Source organism: Oxynema mangrovii CENA135 (assembly GCF_016632315.1).
Classification (GTDB): domain Bacteria; phylum Cyanobacteriota; class Cyanobacteriia; order Cyanobacteriales; family Laspinemataceae; genus Oxynema; species Oxynema aestuarii.
The window spans coordinates 20,137-41,222 of sequence record NZ_JAEOXH010000003.1; the positions used below are offsets into that span (position 1 = coordinate 20,137).

At 48.8% G+C, this 21,086-nt stretch carries 14 protein-coding genes and 1 tRNA gene; 9 read left to right on the forward strand and 6 right to left on the reverse strand.

Features of this window, described 5'->3' with window-relative positions:
- Positions 1–40: 40 nt before the first annotated feature.
- The gene (locus JJD41_RS19985; protein WP_200669299.1) at positions 41–1,111 is read right to left on the reverse strand and encodes an RNA-guided endonuclease InsQ/TnpB family protein; all 1,071 of its coding nucleotides are present in this window, start codon (positions 1,109–1,111) and stop codon (positions 41–43) included.
- Positions 1,112–1,400: 289 nt separating this feature from the next.
- Between JJD41_RS19985 and JJD41_RS19990 the strand changes: the two genes are divergently transcribed.
- From JJD41_RS19990 to JJD41_RS20015, 6 genes are all read left to right on the forward strand, one after another.
- Positions 1,401–1,473 (forward strand) — tRNA-His (locus JJD41_RS19990).
- Positions 1,474–1,747: 274 nt separating this feature from the next.
- The gene (locus JJD41_RS19995; RefSeq protein ID WP_200669300.1) at positions 1,748–2,545 is read left to right on the forward strand and encodes a MotA/TolQ/ExbB proton channel family protein; all 798 of its coding nucleotides are present in this window, start codon (positions 1,748–1,750) and stop codon (positions 2,543–2,545) included.
- 74 nt (positions 2,546–2,619) lie between these two features.
- The gene (locus tag JJD41_RS20000) at positions 2,620–3,177 is read left to right on the forward strand and encodes an ExbD/TolR family protein (RefSeq protein ID WP_200669301.1); all 558 of its coding nucleotides are present in this window, start codon (positions 2,620–2,622) and stop codon (positions 3,175–3,177) included.
- A gap of 198 nt (positions 3,178–3,375) precedes the next feature.
- Complete coding sequence (locus JJD41_RS20005) at positions 3,376–4,698, forward strand: class I SAM-dependent methyltransferase (RefSeq protein WP_200669302.1); 1,323 nt, start codon at positions 3,376–3,378, stop codon at positions 4,696–4,698.
- A 110-nt stretch (positions 4,699–4,808) separates the two neighbouring features.
- A complete protein-coding gene (locus tag JJD41_RS20010; protein WP_200669303.1) occupies positions 4,809–5,351 on the forward strand; it encodes a type IV pilin-like G/H family protein in 543 nt (180 codons plus the stop codon).
- Positions 5,352–5,496: 145 nt separating this feature from the next.
- The gene (locus JJD41_RS20015) at positions 5,497–7,743 is read left to right on the forward strand and encodes an O-linked N-acetylglucosamine transferase, SPINDLY family protein (protein WP_200669304.1); all 2,247 of its coding nucleotides are present in this window, start codon (positions 5,497–5,499) and stop codon (positions 7,741–7,743) included.
- Between the two features lie 40 nt (positions 7,744–7,783).
- On the opposite strand, the gene JJD41_RS20020 is transcribed toward JJD41_RS20015, so the two are convergent.
- Positions 7,784–8,767, reverse strand: coding sequence for an FkbM family methyltransferase (locus JJD41_RS20020; RefSeq protein ID WP_200669305.1), 984 nt, complete (start codon positions 8,765–8,767; stop codon positions 7,784–7,786).
- Positions 8,768–8,846: 79 nt separating this feature from the next.
- Positions 8,847–10,433: an FkbM family methyltransferase gene (locus JJD41_RS20025; protein ID WP_200669306.1), complete on the reverse strand. Its 1,587-nt coding sequence runs from the start codon at positions 10,431–10,433 to the stop codon at positions 8,847–8,849.
- Between the two features lie 41 nt (positions 10,434–10,474).
- Here JJD41_RS20025 and JJD41_RS20030 point away from each other — a divergent pair, with 41 nt between their 5' ends.
- Together JJD41_RS20030 and JJD41_RS20035 are read left to right on the forward strand one after the other, a co-directional pair.
- Complete coding sequence (locus JJD41_RS20030) at positions 10,475–11,293, forward strand: aminotransferase class IV (RefSeq protein WP_200669307.1); 819 nt, start codon at positions 10,475–10,477, stop codon at positions 11,291–11,293.
- Between the two features lie 540 nt (positions 11,294–11,833).
- On the forward strand, positions 11,834–13,219 hold the full coding sequence (locus tag JJD41_RS20035; protein ID WP_200669308.1) for an ATP-binding protein: 1,386 nt from the start codon (positions 11,834–11,836) through the stop codon (positions 13,217–13,219).
- A 10-nt stretch (positions 13,220–13,229) separates the two neighbouring features.
- Here JJD41_RS20035 and JJD41_RS20040 read toward each other — a convergent pair whose 3' ends face one another.
- Positions 13,230–17,918, reverse strand: a complete 4,689-nt coding sequence (locus tag JJD41_RS20040; RefSeq protein ID WP_370583905.1) for an EAL domain-containing protein — start codon at positions 17,916–17,918, stop codon at positions 13,230–13,232.
- A gap of 319 nt (positions 17,919–18,237) precedes the next feature.
- On the reverse strand, positions 18,238–19,704 hold the full coding sequence (locus JJD41_RS20045) for a RecQ family ATP-dependent DNA helicase (protein ID WP_200669310.1): 1,467 nt from the start codon (positions 19,702–19,704) through the stop codon (positions 18,238–18,240).
- 50 nt (positions 19,705–19,754) lie between these two features.
- On the opposite strand from JJD41_RS20045, the gene JJD41_RS20050 reads away from it, so the two are divergent.
- Positions 19,755–20,498 carry a glycerophosphodiester phosphodiesterase gene (locus JJD41_RS20050; RefSeq protein ID WP_200669311.1) on the forward strand — a complete coding sequence of 248 codons (744 nt, stop codon included), beginning with the start codon at positions 19,755–19,757 and terminating at the stop codon, positions 20,496–20,498.
- Here JJD41_RS20050 and JJD41_RS20055 read toward each other — a convergent pair.
- Positions 20,495–20,908 (reverse strand): WD40 repeat domain-containing protein, encoded by a 414-nt coding sequence (locus JJD41_RS20055; protein ID WP_200669312.1) that lies wholly within the window; start codon positions 20,906–20,908, stop codon positions 20,495–20,497. The genes JJD41_RS20050 and JJD41_RS20055 overlap by 4 nt on opposite strands.
- Between the last annotated feature and the right edge of the window lie 178 nt (positions 20,909–21,086).

A 21,086-nucleotide genomic window follows, 5' to 3' on the forward strand; every position in this document is an offset into this window, starting at 1 on the left:
TTCCTAGCTTGGATCTTCCGAGACCTTTCCATCACTAGGCTTACACGGCTGAGCTCTCCGCGTTTTCCAAATTAATTGACGCATTTAAGTCACGATCTATGGAGGCGTGACAGTTCGGACAATCATACTGTCTTTTGTCCAGGGGCATTTTTTGTCGGTGTCCGCAGTTAGAACAGATCTGCGAACTGGGATACCACGGGTCAATCAATGTTAATTTGCTCCCGTACCACTCGCATTTATACTCAAGCTGACGACGGAACTCATAAAACCCACCATCCGCAATCGCACCAGCCAGCTTGTGATTTTTGAGCATTCCTGACACATTTAAGTCTTCAATTTTTACTTCGCCGTGGTTCTTGGCTAAGTAAGTTGTTAACTTGTGTAAATGGTCGGCTCTAATATCCGCGATGCGTCGGTGGGCTTTAGCTAACTTGAGTTTAGTTTTTTCTCGGTTTTTACCTCCTTTTTGACGGCGGCTTAGTTCTTTCTGGAGTTTGGCCAGTTTTTTCTTGGCCTGGCGATAAGCTTTCGGATTGGGATAGATTTTACTATCGCTCAGGGTGGCGAGAGTTTTGATTCCTACATCTACCCCAATCCGCTCTCTTGCTTTTAAAGTGACCTGGGGTTCAAAATCAATTTTGAAGGCAATATACCAGTCCCCTGCTCGTTTACTTATCGTGACGTTTTTAGGATGAACTGGCGGTAATTGTTCGTGGCTTTTTACCCAACCGATCCGAGGTAGCTTCACCCGATCGCCGGAAATTTTAATGCTTCCTTCCAGGTAAAAACTATCTTTGACATTCTTTTTTTTAAAATTTGGGAAACCTGTTCCTTTGACTTGCCCAACTCGCTTAAACGCTTTATTGAGGTGACGCAACGCTTCTTGAGGGCTACATTTGGAGACTTCATAGTACCAAGGATTCTGACTTTTTACCTCGGCGACTAATCTTTTGTGTAAGTCTATAGCACTCGGGAGTTTACCTCCGGCTTCTAATGTTTCCTTACAGGTAGCCAGTCCCCAATTCCAAGCGTGTCGAGCTACTCCTGCGTGTTTCGCCATCAGCGTTCGTTGTCGGTTATTTAAGTCTAGTTTGGTCTTCAAGCCTTTCACTGACTTTTTTTAACTCCTCAACCATCTTTTTGTTCGGCTAACTTCAGCTACCATAAAGACTAGCAGAAAACAATGGAGATGGTGAAATCCGCGATGTTTGCGGCTTTAGTCCTTCTAAACTTACTCAAATCTTTATTTGAGCACAAAAAGTGAGTAAGTTTAAGAAACTTTAGGTAGAAATTTAAATCCTGTTTTTAACCCTATTCCTGCCGCCTTGGGAAAAATTTCGTTTTTTCCGAAAAAAGGGTAGATCGATGGGGATCGGTATGTTATAGTAGCTAATGCGATGGCGAGCGTAGCCAAGTGGTTAAGGCAGTGGATTGTGGTTCCACCATTCGCCGGTTCGATTCCGGTCGTTCGCCCTTCGACGAGGGAATCGTAGTTCTAGGTTCGATCGGAGCAGTGTCTGACTTGACGAGAGAGACACTGCTCCGTTTTTGTATGGATCCTTATGGATCCTTTAGACAGAGTGGGCAAATGCGAACGGCGCGATCGACTCCTGTGAATTTTCGGAATCGTGGCGCTACCCTTGTAAAGCATTGTGAACGAATGGAATCAAAATACCCTAGGATAGATGGGTTAAAGAGATCCGATTGTCACAGAAGGGAACCGTCTTGATAGAGGAGGGTGAAGCGCGTGAATGTTGAAGAGATTTTTCAGAAAGGCGGCGTGTCCATGTGGCCGTTGCTATTTCTGTCGATCTTATCGCTCGGGACGATTATCGAACGCCTGTGGTTTTGGGGATCGGTTCTGAGCAGAGAAAAAGAACTGGTCAACCGAATTTTGGAAGCGGCGCGCTACGATTGGCGTATCGCCCACGAAATTGCCCGACAAGCGCGCAAAACCCCAGTAGGACGGTTTCTCTACGCGCCGTTAAAGCTGGAAACGCCCGACCCGGAAGTGTTTCGCCTGGCCCTCGAAGCCAGTGCCGATGACGAGTTGGCTTCCATGCGCCGGGGAGATAAAGTCTTAGAAGCGGTGATCGCGTTATCCCCGTTGTTGGGATTGTTCGGGACGGTGTGGGGGTTGATTAATTCCCTCGGATCGATCCGCATCGGCGATATCGGTACGGCTTCCACCCAAGGGGTGACCCTCGGGATTGGGGAAGCGCTGATCAGTACGGCGACGGGTCTGGCGGTCGCGATTTTTACTTTAGCGTTTTATCGGGTGTTTCAGGCGTTCTTGTTTTCTCAGATGAAGGTGTTTCGCAAGTGCGGCAGTGAATTAGAATTGCTCTACCGCCAGCACTGGTCTCAAGTTCTTCATTCTTCGCCGGAAACGGCGCCGACGGTAGCGCCCTGGACGCCGGAACCGATCGCCCAGGGATCTTATAAAATGGGAGGCGATCGCGATCTCGGCCCGAGCGAACCGCCTCCCCCGCCTCCCGATGCTGAGGAAACGGGTAAAGTCGATCGCTCCAATAGTCCAGAGTAGTACGGATGGCGATCGGGTGCGATCGCCTGTGACCCTAGTGTTCGTTTCCACTTCCCTCCCGACTCGTTGACCTGATGAAGATTAACTTCGATTCCCCCGACGAAGAAGTTCGCATCGAACTGATTCCCCTGATTGATGTCATTTTCTGCATTCTGACCTTTTTCTTGCTCGCCGCCTTGCAGCTTACCCGCCAGCAAGCGATTAACGTCGATTTGCCCCAGGCGGAAACGGGAAGCGCCCAAATGCGCGAAATGCTGATTGTCAGCGTGGATCGTTTCGGACAGACTTACATCGACGACCAACCGCGCGATCGTCAGGAACTCAGCCAGTGGTTGCGCGCCTACAAGAAAGCCAGACCGGACGGCTTGTTGGTGCTGTATGCGTCGAAGATGGCCAGTTACAATGACGTGGTGCAGGTGTTGGATTTGTTGCGCGAAGTGGGAGGCGATCGTGTGGCCCTCGCCACCATCCCCAGTTCCGGCGAAATCCCCGAAAATCCCGATCCGGATAGCCTCAATCCCCTCGGTTTACCCCCGAGTCCGGATAACTTGCAACTCCCCGACCCGCCAGCAGAGAGTGAGGGGGGTGGGGATACGACGACTCCCGAAGCCGACTTGCTGCCCAATAATTGAATCGGATAGTGATATGACGTTCGGCGATCGTTGGGTTGTGTTCCGTTTCAAAAAAAATCAACTCACCGCACCAAATAAGCTTTATTGTAGGGACACGACATGTCGTGTCCCTACTCTGTTTATGGGCCGAACAGCACTGTACAATCTGTCGATCGCGCGCGATCGACAGATTGTTATCCTTCAACTTTCTAAAACCCAATGCTCGATCCAGAAAACCTTGAAAAAATCAGACAACAATTCGACGGTTCGCCTTATCCAAGAACGCCCTTAGAAAAAAGTCCAAAATCAGACTATAACTTATTATTTCTACACGATATCACGACTCCTTTTTATCTCAGGAATCAAAAAGTTATCGATCGTAGGAATAAAGTAATTTTAGATGTCGGATGCGGCAGTGGTTACAAAATGCTCGCTCTCGCAGAAGCCAACCCGGAAGCAAAGATCGTCGGCATCGATCTATCCGCACAGTCGATCGAGCTGGCTAAAAAGCGTTTAGAATTTCAAGGGAAAGGCGATCGCGCCGAATTCTTCGTGATGGCGATCGAGGATTTGCCCACATTAGGCATGACATTCGATTACATCAACTGTGATGATGTTTTATATTTACTCGACGATCTCGTCTCGGGCTTATCGAGTTTAAAAGCAGTCCTCAACCCACAGGGTTTAATTCGTGGAAATCTCCACAGTTCCATACAGCGCGTGTTCTTCTACCGCGCTCAAGAACTGTTCAAAATGATGGGATTAATGGATGAAAACCCGGGAGAATTGGAAGTTGGTATCGTTCGCGACTTGATGAAATCTCTCAAGGATAACGTTCAGCTCAAATCGCAGACCTGGAAAACAAAACACGAACATAATGAAGAGTGGTTCTTCATGAATTATCTCTTCCAGAGAGATAAAGGGTTCACAATTCCTGAATTATTCCAAGCTCTCCAAGGTACCGACCTGGAATTTGTCAGTATGGTCAACTGGCGCTACTGGGAACCCCTCGATCTCTTTCAAGATGCAGATGACTTACCTGCATTCCTGGCCATGAGTTTGCCAGAATTGGGGATCGAAGACAAGCTACGCTTCGTCGAACTGCTGCATTGTCCCTCTCGCTTACTCGATTTTTGGTGTGCCCATCCAGATCGGAAACAACCGTTTGTTCCGATTGAGGAATGGACGGACGCTCAGTGGAAAAGCGCGAAAGTTCACCTCCACCCCCAACTCAGAAGAGAAGAAGTACGCACTGACTTAGTTCGCTGCATCGAGGAACAAAGACCGTTTGAGTGCAGCAAGTACCTCAACACTCAAACCCGGAATACTTTTTTCATGGAAAGCACCCTCGTTTCCTGTCTGCTTCCTCTCTGGGAGGGAGCGCAAACCGTCTCTCATCTTGCACAACGCGCCCTCAAAACCCGACCCATCGACCCCGTTAACCTCGAACCAACCAGCGAAAACCGTGCTTTCGAGCAAGTCAAAGAACTCTTGAGCAGTTTAGAACCGTTTCTATACGTGCTTTTGGAGAATTCGGCTTAGGTCGAAGCCAAAAATTTTTGCGTGGGGGTGATATCAAATGGAAAAGGTGTGGGTAAGTTATATCCAGGAGTTAGACATCGACCATCCCACACCTCAAGGAGACGTTAATTATGAAGCGCGACTTTCAAGCGAAGTTCCTCCAACACCTCAACAACAAAAAGCAAGAGAAAGGCTTTACCCTGATCGAACTTCTCGTTGTTGTTATCATTATCGGTATTTTGGCAGCTGTTGCGTTACCTTCGTTGCTCAGCCAAGCCAATAAAGCCAAGCAGGTTGAAGCCCGTAACAACATTGGTGCCATGAACCGCGCCCAACAAGCTTATAACTTAGAAAAACCTGGCTTTGCCGATCAGATTGGTAAGTTAGGTTTGGGGATTCCTTCGCAGACCACAAACTATGAGTATAGCATTGATGGTGGTGGTTCGGGAGCTAGTGATGCTAACAATCTCGCTAACCGAAGAGACACCAAGCTGAAATCTTATAAAGGCTATACTTTTACCATTGAACTAGAGCAAGATGGAGTAACTGAGACTGTCGCTCGTGCAATTGTTTGTGAATCTCAATTACCCGATCAAGATGCTGCTGGAATCACGGCTACCAAAGGTGGTGATGATACGGGGGATTGTGGTGATGACGTTAAATTAGGTGAATAACATCTAGTTTATGTTAGTAATTTTACGCTGAGTTTTGATTAGCTGAATAAAGAGTGAGTACTCTAGTTGCTCACTCTTTATTCTTTGGTACAGTCATTGTTTTTCTTTTTTTCCTTCTTACAGTTGTCTACTTAAATGGATAACAATGGTTTCAGATCGAGCGCTAGGTGACTTTGAAGAGCTGCAAAGACGAGGATATCAATATTTGCTAGAAAAGCAGTATAAACAAGCGATTAATTTTTATGAAACACTAATTAACGATCGACCGGAGATTCACTCAAATTACTGGTATTTGGGTTTATCTCTTTTATTAGCAGAACAAGTTTCAGAAGCTCATACGACTTGGCTTGTCGGGATGATGGAGGGGGACGCTGCACAAATCGAAAAATGGACTCAAGAAATCCTTGAAATCCTTGAATTTGAAGCACGACAGAGAGAAAAAACGAAAGAATACCGTGCTGTCTGGCTCATCCGTCAGCAGATTCGAGAAATTAACCCTAACGATCTCAACAATCTATTAGGTCTTGTTCAAGCGACTCTTGAACAAGACCAACTTACCGGGGACGAGCTGGAAGAATGGGGAGTAATCGATCTTACTAAAGCAATAACTATCGATGATTTGAGTGAATTAAACACTAATCTTTTAATTGGCACTTTAAATCAACTTTTAGACTATATTCCATTTCATCCTGCTGTATTTCAATTAGCAGAAATAAGTTTGTCTTTACTGCCTAATCCAAACCCTCTGGTTCAGGTTTTATTCACTAGCAGTTTAGATTTGGCATATACGCAACACCGACCAGACATAGCTATAAAATTTGCAGAACTGTGCTTAACAGCAGATCGTTCCAATTTGGAGATTTTGCGTGCTTTAGCGGCTTTTTGTGAAAAAGCTGGACGTTACGCTCAAGGAATACAAACAGCTCAATTATGTTTTGATTTAACAGATCGCTTGGCTGATAAAGTTTTTGTTACTTATTTAGTAATTAAGTGCTTGATGAGTGCTGGAGGAGCAAATCCAGAAACTTTAAGTTTCTTTGAAAAACAGCAGGATTTACTAAGGGAATGGTTTAACTCCAATCAAGAAAATACGAATTCATCATTAACCTTAGAGTTAGTTAATTCGTTTTACTTTGCTCCTTACATCCAAGATAACCCTAAAATTAATAGAGTCATACAAAATAAAATTTCTGACTTTTGTCAGAAGAGGATATTGATAGATTTTCAAAATCACTCTACGAATTTTCAGTACAAGCATTTACAACGAAAATTTTATTATAACAATCCTCCCCAAAGCAAGAAAGTTCTTAAAATTGGATATTTATCTGCTTGCTTTAAAGAGCATTCGGTGGGTTGGTTAGCTAGATGGCTATTCCACCATCACGATCGCGAACGTTTTTATATTGTTGGTTATTTTACCAATAAGGATTATCAAAATACTCCTTTAGAGAAATGGTATCTCAATCATGTTGCCGAAGCGCATTACACGATTGATAAATTCAAAATGGCCGAGCAGATTGCTAAAGATGAAATCGATATTTTAGTCGATCTTGATAGTATTACCCTCGATATTAGCTGTGGCATCATGGCTCAAAAACCTGCTCCAGTTCAAGCAACCTGGTTAGGGTGGGATGCTTCAGGAATTCCAGCGATTGACTACTTTATTGCCGATCCGTATGTTTTACCGGAATCAGCGCAAGACTATTACAGCGAAACTATTTGGCGATTACCACAAACGTATATTGCCGTCGATGGGTTTGAGATCGGCGTACCGACATTGCGGCGCGATCGCCTGGGAATTCCCAACGATGCAGTCATTTATTATAGCGGTCAACGGGGCTATAAGCGACATCCCCATATAGCCCGATTGCAAATGAAAATCCTCAAGGAAGTTCGGAATAGCTACTTTTTGATTAAAGGTTTGGCCGATCCTGAACTGATTAAAAGCTTCTTCATTCAGCTTGCAGAAGAAGAAGGTGTATCATGCGATCGCCTAATTTTTGTCCCGCGAGATTCGGCGGAAGCAATTCATCGCGCTAACTTGGGGATTGCCGATGTGGTACTCGATACTTATCCTTACAATGGCGCGACGACGACGTTAGAAACCCTTTGGATGGGTGTTCCTCTGGTCACGCGAGTCGGCGAGCAATTTGCAGCGCGTAACAGCTATACGATGATGGTGAATGCCGGGATAACGGAGGGGATTGCTTGGACCGATGAAGAATATGTAGAATGGGGTGTGAAGTTGGGTAAGGATCCAAATTTACGACAAAATATTTCCTGTCGGTTGTTGCGATCGCGCCAAACTGCACCGTTATGGAATGCAGAAAAATTTACTCGGAATATGGAGCAAGCATACGAACAAATGTGGGATATTTTTTTGCAAAAGTGAAATAGTTAAAAAATTCAATTAATTCTTACTATTCGTAGTTTTATTCAATACTATCAAGATTTGAAAGTTTATAAATTCTTTGAACGATTGGTAATGAATTTAACCCCCGATCTACTAATTCTGGGAATTGGGATAAACTTTGAATTATATCAGAAGCAAAATTATAATTTGGATCGTCTCCATAGTTTATGGTTAAATACTCTAATAACTCCAAGGCATAATCAGAAAACTCTAGAACATCGGCAATACAAGCAAGTTTTAGAATAGTCTCAGGATTTTTTAAGTCTGTATTGAGATTTTCTGCAATAAGATCGCGGAAATAAAATGCATCTCCCCAGAGCAGTTGTCCTGGATGAACGTTTGAATGAATTGGAGAATGTCGGCGTCTACGATAGGCTTTGGTCAAATCGAAGAGGGTAAAACCATGTTTTCTCAAGTAAATATCTACATCAGCAAATAATGGTTGATTTAAGTATATTTCAGAGAATTCGACTTCAACTTGAATGCCAAGAACGCTTTTAGACAAAATTTTTGATGCCCCCTCTAAAACCTGAAGATCTGCACCTTGAACGTCGATTTGCAAAAAGTCGATTTCGCTAATTTTTTCAGTAATACAAACATTATCTAAACTAGTTGTTTCAATTTCGATACTGAAATCCAAGTTTACTAATTCTGGAAGTCCAATAAATCTATCTAGATAAATTTCATTGGGTGGATAGAGTGAACTGCACATGGGATGTTGGGTTACGTAAAGCGTAGATAAACCAACTGAGTTACTTAAAGCAATTGGAATATGTTTCTCTTTCCAATTCACTTGTCTGTGTTCTAAATCACCATTTGCGCGATCGCAAGCATCAAGATCTGCATCAAATCCATAAATGCTCAGTCGAGGAGCAAAAATTTCCCAGCCTTGGGTAGCATAGTCATCTTGCTGATTGACTTTGCGAGAGCCTACATTACAAATAGTTATGTATACTCTTTCTAAATGTCCACTTTTTTTTAAACTCTTCAAGAAGACTGCCATGCAAAACTCCTCATTATTGAGATTTTATCTGAAATTGCTACTTGAAATACTGTATCAATCCTTTGTAAACTGCTTGTAATTAACTGTTCTCATTGGCAATAGCAATAATATTTAACTGGTGATTGAACTCTTCGGCAGATTCAATAGACTCCAAATCATTTACATAAGGTTTATAATAAAAAAGATGATAGCCATGCTCTCTTAAATACTTTGCCACAGGTAGATTACTCCCTTTGCTTCCTGCAATATTTTCATAAAGAATTATTGGCTTAAACTCAGATAAAATGCGAGTTGCACCTCTTAGTACAGATAACTCGTGACCTTCTGCATCAATTTTGAGAAAATCTACTTGCTGGAGCTGTTCGGCTTCGATTAAACTATCTAAAGTCAAGCATTCGACTTCTTCAAAATCACCAGGTTGTAAAGCACTAGAATCGTCTGCAACCAGTTGATTGAGTTCGCTAGCTGAGTACAGAGATAGGCGAGCCGTTCCGGGGCGATCGCTCGCTGCTGCTGCAACAACTTTGACCCAATCGAGCCGATCGATCCTACAGGTTTCCTGTAAGCATTGCACGCAACCTGAAAAAGGTTCAATTGCTAAAACTTTACCCTTAGATCCTACTTTTTGAGCGGCACTGAAGGTATAAACACCAACATTTGCACCGACATCGATCGCCGTCATTCCCGGTTTTAACGAAGTTCGCCAAAACTCCATTTCTGACTCAAACCAATCTTTTTCAGCAATTAATACACTAGTAGCAATGCTGTTAAAACTCGGCTCTAGTGCGATATTAAAATCATCAAATAAAACATAAGTAAAATTACTATTAATCGATACATCTGTCCACAAACAATCTTTAGGTTGGGGATTGTCCCGATAAAATTTTCGTGCGTATTCAAGCCAAAAACTGGCTTTATCGACATCTTTCAAATCTCGGTACGCTAAATATAATGCCTGCAACACTGATGGATTATTTGAAAGGCTTTTCTGAGCGCGGTGTAAATACAATATTCCTTCTGGCTGACCATTCATCAAGCTGGCGATACCGAGCTTGAGATTGACAGAAGCGAGATCGGGAAAAATTTGAGCGGCGAGATGCAGAATTCTCAATCCTGCGGCGTTGTAAAAAATGGTCTGAGATTGGCAAATAATTTCGATTAACAGCAAAAATCCTTGAGTTTCAGAATTTTGAGCTGATAACAGCTTGAGGATTATAGAATTGCTGCGATCGATATTCAGCAAACATTTAGAAGAAGGAAGATAAATCAGAGCGGGATGTGTTTGTGTTCGATCTTCATAAAAATCATGAATTTTAGCTACCCACAGAGAAAAAGCCATTTGCATGGCTTGATGTTTTTCCCCAGTCATGACTAAAACGAGGGCAAAATGAGCCTGACAGAGAAGATCGTCATGTGTATCTATTCCTTCTTGCAATGCCTCGATCGCCATTTCTAAATACATTTGCCGCATCCCAGAGTTTTCACAGTCTTCTGCCTCGACTAAGGCCATGACGGCAAAGTTATTAAAATCTGCACCTGAATGAGGTTCGTCCCAATCGGTATTTTCAAAAATGTAACTGAGTCGATCGGATAAGTCTAAACCGATATGGGAACCTGTAATTTTATTGAGATAATCTAGGTAACTCGTTAAATTGCTATTTTCCATAAATTATATTTTGAATGGAGATACTTATTTAAGTAATTAATATGTTCTGGTATGACGGCAAGTTAAATACTTCAGAAAACTTAAAGTTGTCGATCGCCGATCCCGGTTTGCTCTACGGCGCCACGGCGTTTACGACCTTGCGGGTGTACCATCGCTCCCTCGATGGGGGATTGACCCAGTGGGAGGCCCATTGTCGGCGGGTAGAACGAACCGTCGCCGCTTTTCACTGGTCGCAGCCGGATTGGGAACGGGTTCGCCTCGGCGCCGAGACGATGCTCGCCGCTTATCCGGTTCTGCGCCTTACGATTTTTCCCGACGGACGGGAATGGATTACCGGACGGGAGTTACCGCCGGATTTGGAGGAACGCCAACGCCGGGGAATTGGCGCTTGGATTGCGGATGGATCGCAATATCGGCGCAGTTTGGCTCATTATAAAACGGGAAACTACCTGCCGTGTTATTTGGCGTTGCAAGAAGCAAAACGGCGGGGGGTGTCGGAAGCGATTCTCGTTGACGAGGCTGGAAACTGGCTGGAAACGGCAACGGGGAATCTGTGGGGATGGCGGGATCGATGCTGGTATACGCCGCCGTTAGGGGCGGAAATTTTGCCGGGGGTGATGCGATCGCACCTCCTCGAAACCTTGCACGCTCAACGTCAAAAGGTGTGCGAGCTACCCTGGACGGCGCAACGGGTGAGCGAGTTCGAGGCGATCGCCTACAGTAATAGCGTCGTGGAAATCGTCCCGATTGCGGCGGCGGTCGGCGCAGGGCGATCGCGATCCTTCGATCCCACTCACGGCGCGATCGCCGCGTTGCGACAGATCGCTGGTTTTGGACGATCGCACCACCACCCGGCGTAACTGTTCGAGGGGGCAATGCAAGGGGGCGATCGCCCGTCTCCCGGTATTTTAACCCTCTATTTTTCAAATATCGGAACTTTTTAAATTCATTTTCGATCGCCATCGATCCGGCGATCGCGCCCAATATAGAATTTCGATCGAACCAACCTCGATCGAACCCTTACCAGGCAATAGTTCGACAAATTTTGTAGCGAAATTGATGCCACTGGTTGCTAAGAATCTTGATAAAGTTTTAACATAAAATTTACTTTCTTTTAAGCAAAGAACCCATACAATAGAGAAAATCATAATTACTTTTAAATAAATACTGGTGTATTTCGTCGTTGTTGTAAGGGGAAGGGCAACCAACAATAACGATCGACGCTGGAAGCCAGATGTTAGCGAACAGATAGCTCGGTTAATATTAGGTTAACAATAGATTATCTTCTCGTAAATCTTTCTATAGTAAATATTTTTAAGCTCGAAGTTTTAACATTCTTGTAAAATTATTACGAGACTAGAACGTTGTCGTCTATACTTAAAAAGTAGGGGGAATGGGTCATGTTAGCCGTGACAGACAAGCATTCAGGACTATCAACTGCACGGGGGAACGATTCGTCCAATCGCAACCTGCACTTAGAATCGACCCTAGAAGATCTGACGCTTTACGAGTTTGAAATTGACGTTGGCGCACCCGGTCAGGAACTGGCGAAAGCATTTACCAACAATCCTCTGATGCCCGGCGCGATTTTAAAAGATAGCGGAAAGTTTGTGGGAATGATTTCGCGGCGTCGTTTTTTAGAACACCTCAGTCGTCCTTACGGGATCGAATTATTTTCCCGAAGACCCCTTGAAAAGTTATATCATTTTGTCGAGACCGAGCTATCAATTTTCCCGAGCAATACCTTAGTGGTGATGGCGGCGCGGCGATCGCTGGAACGATCGCCGGAACTGCTCTACGAACCGATCGTCGTCCAACTCAACTCGTCCGATTATCGCTTGCTCGACGTTCATCAACTGCTCGTCGCTCAATCGCAAATCCACGAATTAACGACGAAAATGCTCCACGAACAAACCCGTTCCCACATGATTCAAACGGAAAAAATGGCGAGTTTGGGTCGAATGGTGGCGGGACTGGCTCACGAAATTAAAAATCCCATTAATTGCATTTGGGGAAACATGGGATTTTTAGCCAATTATTCCCAAGACTTGCTCGATTTATTAGCAGTTTACGAAGGGGAAATCGATCGCGAAACTGAGGCGATCGTCGAAAAGAAAGAAGAAGTCGATCTCGACTTTTTAAAACAAGATTTGCCCAAAATTCTCGGCACGGTGCGGGTGGCGGCGGAACGGCTGACGAAAATGGTCGGGGGGATGCAAAACTTTTCCCACATGGACGAAACCACTCGCAAACCTGCGGATCTTCACGAATGCCTCGACAGCACCCTGTTAATTCTGGACAACCGTCTCAAATACGAGATTGAAGTGGTCAAGCAGTACGACGAATTGCCGTTAGTCGAGTGTTATTCCGGGCAGTTGTCTCAAGTTTTTACAAATATTATCAGTAACGCGATCGACGCGCTGTTAGACCAGTTAGAAGCCACTCAAGCCGCATCTCCAGAAAATTCATCTTGGAAGCCGAGGATCGAAATTGAGACGAAAACCCTGGAGTGTAATAACGATCGAGGGTGGGTGTCGGTCTGTATCAGAGATAACGGACCGGGGATTCCCAAGGAGATCCAACAGCGTATTTTTCAGAATTTTTTCACGACCAAACCCGTCGGAAAAGGGACGGGTTTGGGGTTGGCGATCAGTAATGAAATTGTCAAAGACAAACACGGCGGACAACTCAATTTAAAGTCCGAACCGGGGTGGGGAACGGAGTTTGAAATTGCGATCCCCGTGGGCGCCACGGCGTGCCATTCGACGGGGAGAGCGACGGGTTAGGGTCGGCAGGTCAAAGCTCGAAGCTCGAACGGGGGGACGGTCGGGGGAGTTGCGGGACGAGTAAAGGGGCGATCGCCTCCGCACTGACTGGAGGTTTGAAAAGATAGCCCTGCATTCGATCGCAGCCGAGACTTTGCAAGCTCTCCCGTTGCGCTTCAGTTTCGACCCCTTCGGCGACCACTTTGATATTCAAGGCATCGGCGAGGGCGATCGTGGCGGCGACAATCGCTTTTTGGGCGGGATCGACGGTTAAATTACCGACGAAGGAGCGATCGATTTTGAGGGTTTGAAAGGCAAATTGTTTGAGATAGTTGAGCGAGGCGTAACCGATCCCGAAATCGTCGATCGACAGGGAAACCCCTGCGCGCTTGAGTTTCACCAACAGTTGGGCGGTGAGTTCCACATCTTGCATGGCGGTCATTTCGGTAATTTCCAATTCCAACCAGCGCGGGTCTAATCCCGTTTCTTGCAAAATCTCGACTAACATCGGGACTAAATCGCTTTGCTGAAACTGGCGGGTGGAAAGGTTGACGACGAGGGGAACCCGGGTAAGTCCGGCGTCTTGCCACGCGCGGGTTTGGCTGCAAGCGGCGCCAATGGCCCATTGACCGAGTTCGACGATCGCCCCGTTTTCTTCGGCAATGGGGAGGAAGGTTTGAGGGGAAACGAGTCCGAGGTCGGGATGGTGCCAGCGCAGCAGGGCTTCGATCGCGCAAATACTGCCGGACCGCGTGTCGAAAATCGGTTGGTATTCGAGGGCAAATTCTTCCCGTTCTAACGCGTGATGCAAGTAGTTGTCGAGAATCAAAAACTGGGGGGTTTCCGCATTCGTAGCACAGGTGTAGACGTGGTAATTATTGCGTCCCCGTTGTTTGACTTCATAGAGGGCGATGTCGGCATTTTTAATCAGGGTTTCGGCATCGTCACCGTCGCGCGGGTAGAGGGCGATCCCGATGCTGCTGGTGATGTAGAGTTGGTGTCCGTCGATCTCGAAGGGCGGGCGCAGCACTTCTAAGAGGCGTTCGGCGACGTGGATGGCATCGCGTTCGCCGACGAGGGAATCGAGGATGAGGATAAACTCGTCACCGCCCCAGCGTACCAGGGTATCTTCTTCGCGCAGACACCCGCGCAGGCGCTGGGCGGCGCTTTTGAGGAGTTCGTCGCCGACGGCATGACCGAGGGTATCGTTGATAATTTTAAAGCGGTCGAGGTCGAGAAACATGACGGCGAGTTGGTGACCGCGTTCGCGGGCGATTTCCAATGCCAGGGGGAGGCGATCGTCGAGCAGTTGGCGGTTGGGCAAGCCCGTGAGCAGGTCGTGATAGGCTTGGTGGCGCATGAATTCTTCGTAGCTGTGCCGTTTGAGGGCGCCTCCGAGGCTTCCGGCGATCGCCAGCAAGATCGATTCTTCGCTCTCGGTCCAACGGCGAACGGTCGGATCGGCGGCGCTGGTGTTGGTGTTGCCGCGATCGTCAAAGCCGATATAGCCCCAGACTCGATCGCTCAGGACGATCGGCACGAGCAGAAACGAGCGGGCCGGATCGTCGTCGAAGTGGCGATCTCCGCGAATGGGGGGGTTGTCGGCGGCGATGGTGACGGCGTTTCCGGCGAATAGGGCTTCGGCGGTGGCGCGGCGCTCGGCGAGCAGGGAACAGCGATCGCCGCACAGGCGCGAGCCACCTTCTCGGGTCCACTCGAACTGAGTATAAAATTCCCAGCCCTCGCGATCGCGGGCCTCGTCGGCGTTGACTTGGGCGATCGTATTGAAGGGGTTTTCTGAGGGCCCGGCGTCCGGTCGCGGAAAGGCGCCGTGTCCGTTGCCGTGGGCGATCGCGATCGGTTGGGGAAAGGAGCGGATGCCGTTTTTCAACTGACAGATATAGACGCGATCGACATCCACCGCTTCGCCGAGGGTAGCTAGGGCTTTAGAAATAGCGGCTTCGTGGCGAGTTTCGGTGAGCAGGTGGTTCATGGCTTCGGCGACCCCCTGCAGGAGGCGATCTCGCCGTTGCACTTCGAGTTCGGCTTGCTTGCGTTGGGTGATATCGACCACGGTGCCTTCGTAGCCGAGCAAGTTGCCCGCCTCGTCGCGAATCGGTCGGGCGCTTTCGGCAATCCAAATCGTGCTGCCGTCTTTGCGGTAGATTTGCGACTCGAAGTTCCACACGGCGTCCCGTTCTTGCATCAGCAGTTGGAAATAAGCGCGGCGGTCGGGATCGACGTAGAGCTGGTGTTCGATATCGGTCAGGGACGCCATCAACTCTTGAGGGGAGTCGTAGCCGTAAATTTTGGCCAACATCGGGTTGACGGTGAGATATTGGCCGTCGGGACTGGTTTGAAAGATGCCTTCGACGGCATTCTCGAAAATACTGCGATATTTCTGCTCTGCTTGGCGCAAGGCGATTTCCGCTTGTTTGCGCTGGTAGTACCCGGAAAGCATTTCCGAGACGACTTGGAGCAGGTGGGCGTCGGTGTCGCTCCAAGGGTGGTGCTTGTCGATGCGATCGGCGCCCAGACAGCCGAGTAGGTTGCCGTCTTGGGAGTGGATCGGGATCAGGATCAGGGCGCGGATCTGGTGACGTTCGAGTAAGCTTTTTTCCAGGTGACGGGTTCCGGGGAGGCGATCGCGATCGCCGATCCGCAACAGGCGACCGGAGTGCAGGCAACCGAGAATCCAGGGGGAGGACTCCGGCAGCAGCAGGGATGGACTGGCGGGGGATCCCTCCGTTTGTCGGTACGGCCAGCAGTGGGGGTGGCCCATCAAACGACCTTGGGCGTTGAGTTGGAGAATGTAGGCGCGATCGACGCCGAGGGCGCTGCCCAAAATGGCGAGCAGGGCTTTCCAGTCCGGGTCTTGGGCGGTCACGAACAAGCGGGAAATCCGCGAGAGCGCTTCTTGGGCGCTCAAGCGGTGGCGGATTTCGTTTTCCGTGGCGATGCGGTGGCTGATGTCGTGGGAGTTGACGATCCAGCCGCCAATGTTGGGATCGTTTAAGCGGTTGTTAATGGCGGATTCTAAATGAACCCAGCTTCCGTCCGCATGGCGCAGACGATATTCGATCGCCTCGACCGGGGACGGGGAGGGGGTGGGGCGATCGTCGAGTACTGCGTCGAGGGCGACCCGATCTTGAGGATGGACGTAATCTAACAGATTTTGACCGCAGAGGGTTTCGGGAGCGTAGCCCAAAATGCGTTCTAAAGAAGGACTGCCATATTGAATCGTTCCGTCTTCCTCCAGAACGATAATGATGTCCGAGGAGTTCTGGACTAAGGCGGCAAACCGTTCTTCGGCTTGTTTGTGTTCGCTGATATCTTTCACCGTGCCTTCGTAGGCGATCGCTTTGCCGTTGGCATCGCGGAGGGTGCGCGCATTTTCGGAAATCCAAATAATACTCCCGTCGCGGCGGTAAATCTGCGATTGAAAATCCCAGATCGCATCGTGTTTTTCCAACAGCCGTTTGAATTCGCTGCGACGGTTCGGATCGACGTAGAGTTGCACCTCGATATCTTCAATCTCGCCAATTAGTTCGCTTTGAGAATCGTAGCCATAAATTTTAGCTAACATGGGGTTGACCGTTAGGTATTTTCCCTCTGGGGTCGTTTGAAAAATGCCCTCGACGGCGTTCTCGAACAAACTTCGATATTTTTGCTCGGCTTGACGCAGGGCATCGTCTGCCAGTTTTTGACGAACGACCGATCCCAATTCGGCGGCGATCGCCTTTAACGTTTGCAAGGTTTGCGGGTCTTCTTCGCGCCGTTCGTACCCCAGAAATACGAACACTGCTTGAACTTGACCCTCAAAGACGATCGGCAAGCCGACCGCCGCTTTTAATTTGACTCGTTTCGCCAATTGGCTGCGATGGAAAATTGCCGTACTCACTTGAGAGACATCGGGATGCCATTCCGGCTGCTGCGAAACCCAGATGCGTCCGGGCAATCCCATCGCGGGGGGAAAGGTGAGTTTTTCGCCGATGCGACGAAATTGAAGCAGGGCCCGGGTGCTGCGGTACCAGGCTCGCTCGCATTCTAAATGACTGCCGTCGCTCCTCGGCATCCAGATTTCGCCGTAGTCCCAGCCGAGGGTTTTGCCGATTTGTTCTAAGGCTAAGTGAAACCCATCGTCCAAGGTTTGGGCAGCTGCGACGCCGACGGCGATCTGGTGGGCGAGGGCGGTATCGCTGGCGAGTCCCGGGCGCCTTCCCGGGGCGGCGATCGCCTGACACCACCCGAAAATCCGCACGACTTTGCCCCCCGAGCCGATCTCGGGTTCGAGGCGGACGTGCAGGGGTTCGGTCGGTTGGCTGCGGTGGCGAGGGCCGACCAGTTGGAACTCGACCCGGGTGCGTTCTTTCAGACACCGGGTGAGGGCTTGTTGCAGTCGATGGGCGATCGTCGGGGGCAAACAGTCCCCCAGGCGGGTCAACTCTCCCGTGCGGTCGTGGCATCCGAGCAGTTCGCGACAGGCTCGATTGGCTACAGCGAATCGGAACGGGTCGCGATCGCCGTGTCGAGAATCAACCCAGACTGAAGCGCTCTCCGACTCCAAGTTGACGACGAATAACCCGTCTGACGAACTTTCTAACACTCTCCACAAGGCACTTCCCGCTTGACAGATGCGAGCGTGAGTCCCTCGGTATCTCCCCACTTGCTGCATGGTATTGGTGTGGGATGGCCCAAGCGCTGCCGATTGGTTTAACACGAATCCAACTCTTAACCGCTTGTTAATAGTTTAAGCCGATCTTTTCTACGATTTCAGCAACAAATTACACAAAATCAAATCCCTCTTTGAGCTAGCTTGACCCTCAATTTACCCCGCTCCAGTTTATTTTTTCTTCAAAGTGTTACAAACTTGTTTGAAATCTTGACAAAAACTTATCATTCCGGTACTAAAAATGAGTTCTAAGGGCGATCGCACCGAGGGTACGGCGATCGAATCTAGATTTTTTTATATTTTTTAAAATTATCGAGAAACCTTGAAATCAGACTTCGGCGATCGCCACAAAATTCGTCAGTTGTTTTTAGCTAGAGTTGAATTTATGCGGAAAACAATTATCGCAATGTCCGCAATGCATAACCGCCGATTCGCTCTTGAAACCAAAGGCGGCGAGTAAAAACTGCCAGCGACAACCGCGCCACTTGACATAACGCGCCATCGTTCCCGTAGCATCGATTGCGGGTACGCCGCGACCGGAACCACCGCCGGGAACGATCTGATAGTGAAACGGGTCTCGCCATTGTAACTCTGCGCAACAATGGAGCACCGACAGGGCGATCGCCCCCTCGGGAAACTGCCGCGCGATCGCCTCGACCTCCCCCTGTTGCGGGAACTGCTTCGCCAACTGTCGCGATCGCTTAAAGATCTCTCGCTGCTGGCGCCTGACAAATTCTCGCCGTTGTTTGTCCTCGGGATCGAGCAACCCCGTACATTCACTCACTAAAGTTAACGCCCGCGCCGATCGCCCGTCCCGTCCCGCCCGTCCCACTTCCTGCACGTACTCCGAGAGTAAGGCGGGCGCCTGAAAGTGAGCCACCCAGCGCACGTCCGGCTTGTTGACCCCCATCCCGAACGCCGACGTACAGACCACAAATTGCAACTGATTCTCGATCCAACCCCGTTCGATCGCCCGCCGTTCCTCCCCACTCAACCCCGCGTGATACGCCGCCACCGCATAACCGCGCGCGATCGCCTCCCGGGCGAGTTTCTCGCTGTCTCCCCGCGTGCGAACGTAGACCAATCCCGAGGTTTTCCCCTGAGCTCGAATAAATTTGAATAACTTCTGACGGCGATCGCGCGGCGTCCAAGCCACTTTTAGCGCTAAGTATAAATTCTCTCGATAGGGACTGTACAGGAACTGACGGGGGCGTTGTAATCCCAACACCGTCGCGATCGTTTGCTGGGCTTCGGGATCGGCGGTCGCGGTAAACGCGGCGATCGCGATTTTCGTTCCCGCCGCCTTACTGTTCGACAGCGCCGGACGAACCGCCCCCAACCGCCGATACGCCGGACGAAAGGTATCGCCCCACTGCACCAGACAATGGGCTTCGTCGAGGATCAAACCATTAATCCCGACTTGGGGCTGACACAAGCGTTCCCAAACCGGAGGACTGAGCAAGGTTTCCGGGGATAAGTATAACAAGCGCAAGCGGTTGCGTTCTATAGCCGTTAACGTATCCCGACGGGCGCGGCGATCGAGTTGTCCGTGCAATAAGGCGGCGGGAAGACGGCGATCTCGCAATTCTTGCACCTGATTCTCCATCAACGCCACCAACGGCGACACGACCAGGGTTAACCCCGTTTGCAACAGCGCCGGAAGTTGGAAGCAAATCGACTTACCGCCTCCCGTCGGCAGCACGATCGCCGCATCCCGTCCCTCTAACAACGTGCGAACGATTTCCCCTTGGGGCGGTCGAAAATCCTCGTATCCCCAAATTTCGCGCAATTTTGCGCGCACGCGATCGTATTCGTCGGCAGCCGATGGCGACATCTGACCCCCCGCTACGTACAATAAATGGGATTATTGTAGGGGATTTAATTGTGGAATTTGAAGTCATCGCCCATCGCGGTTTTTCCGCGATCGCCCCGGAAAACACCCTCGCCGCCTTTTCCAGCGCCCTCCGCGAAGGCGCCGATTCGATCGAGTTAGACTTGCAACTGTCCGCCGATGGCATACCCGTGGTCATTCACGACGAAAGTTTAGAACGGATTGCGGGAAAACCGGATAAAGTGAGGGAAACTCCGATCGCGGTCTTGCAAGGGTTAGATGTCGGCGCCTGGTTTGGCGATCGCTTCGCCGGAGAACGGATTCCCACCTTCTCACAAGTGTTAGCCGCGATCGCCTCCCTTCCCAAACATCTCTATCTCGACGTCAAACCTCACTGCGACTGGAGCGATCGCCAAATCGACGATTTACTCGCCCTCCTCCTCCGAGAAGGATGGGAAACGCGCTGCATTATTTCATCGTTTAACGAATCTTTCGTCAATCGCGTCCGCCAACGGAATTATAATTTTACCCTCGGTTATATCGTCGCCGACGCCGACAGCTACCAACAGGAGTTAGCTAAAGCTGCCTCAGCTAGAAATACCGTTATGATTAGTTTGTATAAAATTTTATTGGCGAATCCTCAATTAGTAGAAGCGAGCGATCGCGCCGGAGTCGAAATCGTTGCCTGGACTGTAGACGACCCGGACATCGTGCGCCAGTTAGGAGAATTAGGCGTCAAGCGGATTGTTACCAATCGTTTAGTCGGTCGAATCAACCGAAACTCAACCCAAAATTAAATTGAAAAAGACCAAACCTTCACCGTACGATCCCAACTCCCACTGACCAGAGTTCGACCGTCCGGACTAAACGCCAGGGACTTGACACTTCCTAAATGTTTGAATTGGGCGATCGTTTCTCCCGTATCGATCTTCCACAGTCGAATCGTACAATCGCTTCCTCCACTCGCAAGAGTTTTTCCATCCGGACTGAACGCAACGGTCAAAACAGAATCTTCGTGTTCCGTCAAACTTCGCAGCAACTTTCCACTTTGCACGTCCCATAACTGAATCGGTTGTTGCGAACCACCACTGGCGATCGTTTGACCGTTTGGACTCAAAGCGATCGCCCAAATTATCCCAATCGAGCGATCGAACCACGACGCTTGCCAATTCCACAACATCACTGCACCATCAGCTTCCCCACTCACTAACCTAACCCCGATCTCAAGGAAGTCAATAGCCGAACTCCCTTGAACTCTCGACACTTTCGATCGATGCAAAGTCACATATAGTCACATATTGTAACAACCTCTCCGTCAGAGTCCCTTCAGATTCAGGGAATTTTTTTGATTTATTTTTTAGTGACTGCATAATTTACCCGCGACG

Bases quoted from the DNA above. Each gene is read 5' to 3' on its own strand.
- JJD41_RS20000 (WP_200669301.1), top strand. From the start codon at position 2,620: ATGAAGATTAACTTCGATTCCCCCGACGAAGAAGTTCGCATCGAACTG.
- JJD41_RS20005 (WP_200669302.1), top strand. From the start codon at position 3,376: ATGCTCGATCCAGAAAACCTTGAAAAAATCAGACAACAATTCGACGGT.
- JJD41_RS20010 (WP_200669303.1), top strand. From the start codon at position 4,809: ATGAAGCGCGACTTTCAAGCGAAGTTCCTCCAACACCTCAACAACAAA.
- JJD41_RS20015 (WP_200669304.1), top strand. From the start codon at position 5,497: ATGGTTTCAGATCGAGCGCTAGGTGACTTTGAAGAGCTGCAAAGACGA.
- JJD41_RS20020 (WP_200669305.1), bottom strand. From the start codon at position 8,767: ATGGCAGTCTTCTTGAAGAGTTTAAAAAAAAGTGGACATTTAGAAAGA.
- JJD41_RS20025 (WP_200669306.1), bottom strand. From the start codon at position 10,433: ATGGAAAATAGCAATTTAACGAGTTACCTAGATTATCTCAATAAAATT.
- JJD41_RS20030 (WP_200669307.1), top strand. From the start codon at position 10,475: ATGTTCTGGTATGACGGCAAGTTAAATACTTCAGAAAACTTAAAGTTG.
- JJD41_RS20035 (WP_200669308.1), top strand. From the start codon at position 11,834: ATGTTAGCCGTGACAGACAAGCATTCAGGACTATCAACTGCACGGGGG.
- JJD41_RS20045 (WP_200669310.1), bottom strand. From the start codon at position 19,704: ATGTCGCCATCGGCTGCCGACGAATACGATCGCGTGCGCGCAAAATTG.